The sequence below is a fragment of the Bartonella sp. AA89HNZF genome (assembly GCF_042196905.1).
GTDB lineage: Bacteria > Pseudomonadota > Alphaproteobacteria > Rhizobiales > Rhizobiaceae > Bartonella.
Genome location: NZ_JBHIRD010000073.1, coordinates 1 through 1,189 on the forward strand (window position 1 = coordinate 1; position 1,189 = coordinate 1,189).

The window sequence follows — 1,189 nt, forward strand, 5'->3', positions numbered from 1 at the left end:
AATGGCGAAGAGCAAGTTTGAACGAACAAAACCGCATGTTAATATTGGTACGATTGGTCACGTTGATCATGGGAAGACCTCGTTGACAGCAGCGATTACGAAATATTTTGGTGAATTTAAAGCTTATGACCAAATTGACGCTGCGCCAGAGGAACGTGCACGTGGAATTACTATTTCTACAGCACATGTTGAGTATGAAACAGAAAATCGTCACTATGCGCACGTTGATTGTCCAGGACACGCTGATTATGTGAAAAACATGATCACAGGGGCAGCACAGATGGATGGTGCTATTTTGGTTGTTTCAGCAGCGGATGGCCCAATGCCTCAGACACGTGAGCATATTTTGCTTGCACGTCAGGTTGGTGTCCCAGCAATTGTTGTTTTTCTTAATAAAGTTGATCAGGTTGATGATGCAGAACTTTTAGAGCTTGTAGAGCTTGAGGTTCGGGAACTTTTATCCAAATATGATTTCCCAGGCGATGATATACCAATTGTTAAGGGTTCTGCGTTGGCAGCTCTTGAGGATAAGGATAAAAGCATTGGTGAAGATGCTGTTCGTCTTTTAATGAGTGAAGTTGATAATTATATTCCAACCCCTGAGCGTCCTGTTGATCAACCATTTTTGATGCCGATAGAGGATGTGTTTTCGATTTCGGGTCGTGGAACCGTTGTTACGGGTCGTGTTGAGCGTGGTGTTATCAAAGTTGGAGAGGAAATCGAGATTATCGGTATTCGTCCAACTTCTAAGACGACGGTTACAGGCGTTGAAATGTTCCGCAAGCTTTTGGATCAAGGTCAAGCGGGTGATAATATAGGAGCTCTGCTACGTGGTGTTGACCGTGAAGGGATTGAGCGTGGTCAAGTATTGGCGAAGCCAGGATCCGTTACACCTCATACACGGTTTAAAGCAGAAGCTTACATTTTGACAAAAGATGAAGGTGGACGTCATACGCCATTTTTCACAAATTATCGTCCACAGTTTTACTTCCGTACGACGGATGTTACAGGTATTGTTACGCTTCCAGAAGGTACAGAAATGGTTATGCCCGGTGATAATGTTGCCATGGATGTTTCGTTGATCGTTCCAATAGCGATGGAGGAAAAACTTCGTTTTGCTATTCGTGAAGGTGGTCGTACTGTTGGTGCCGGTATCGTCTCTAAGATCATTGAATAAATAATGCTTGTT

The 1,189-nt window shown here is 43.5% G+C and carries 1 protein-coding gene; it reads left to right on the forward strand.

Annotated elements, in window-relative coordinates; genetic code table 11:
- The first annotated feature begins 1 nt into the window (after position 1).
- On the forward strand, positions 2–1,177 hold the full coding sequence (gene tuf, locus ACFIN0_RS09730; RefSeq protein WP_012755022.1) for an elongation factor Tu: 1,176 nt from the start codon (positions 2–4) through the stop codon (positions 1,175–1,177).
- The last annotated feature ends 12 nt before the right edge of the window (positions 1,178–1,189 follow it).

Excerpts from the sequence above, each read along its gene's own strand:
- tuf (WP_012755022.1), top strand. The coding sequence starts at position 2 with ATGGCGAAGAGCAAGTTTGAACGAACAAAACCGCATGTTAATATTGGT.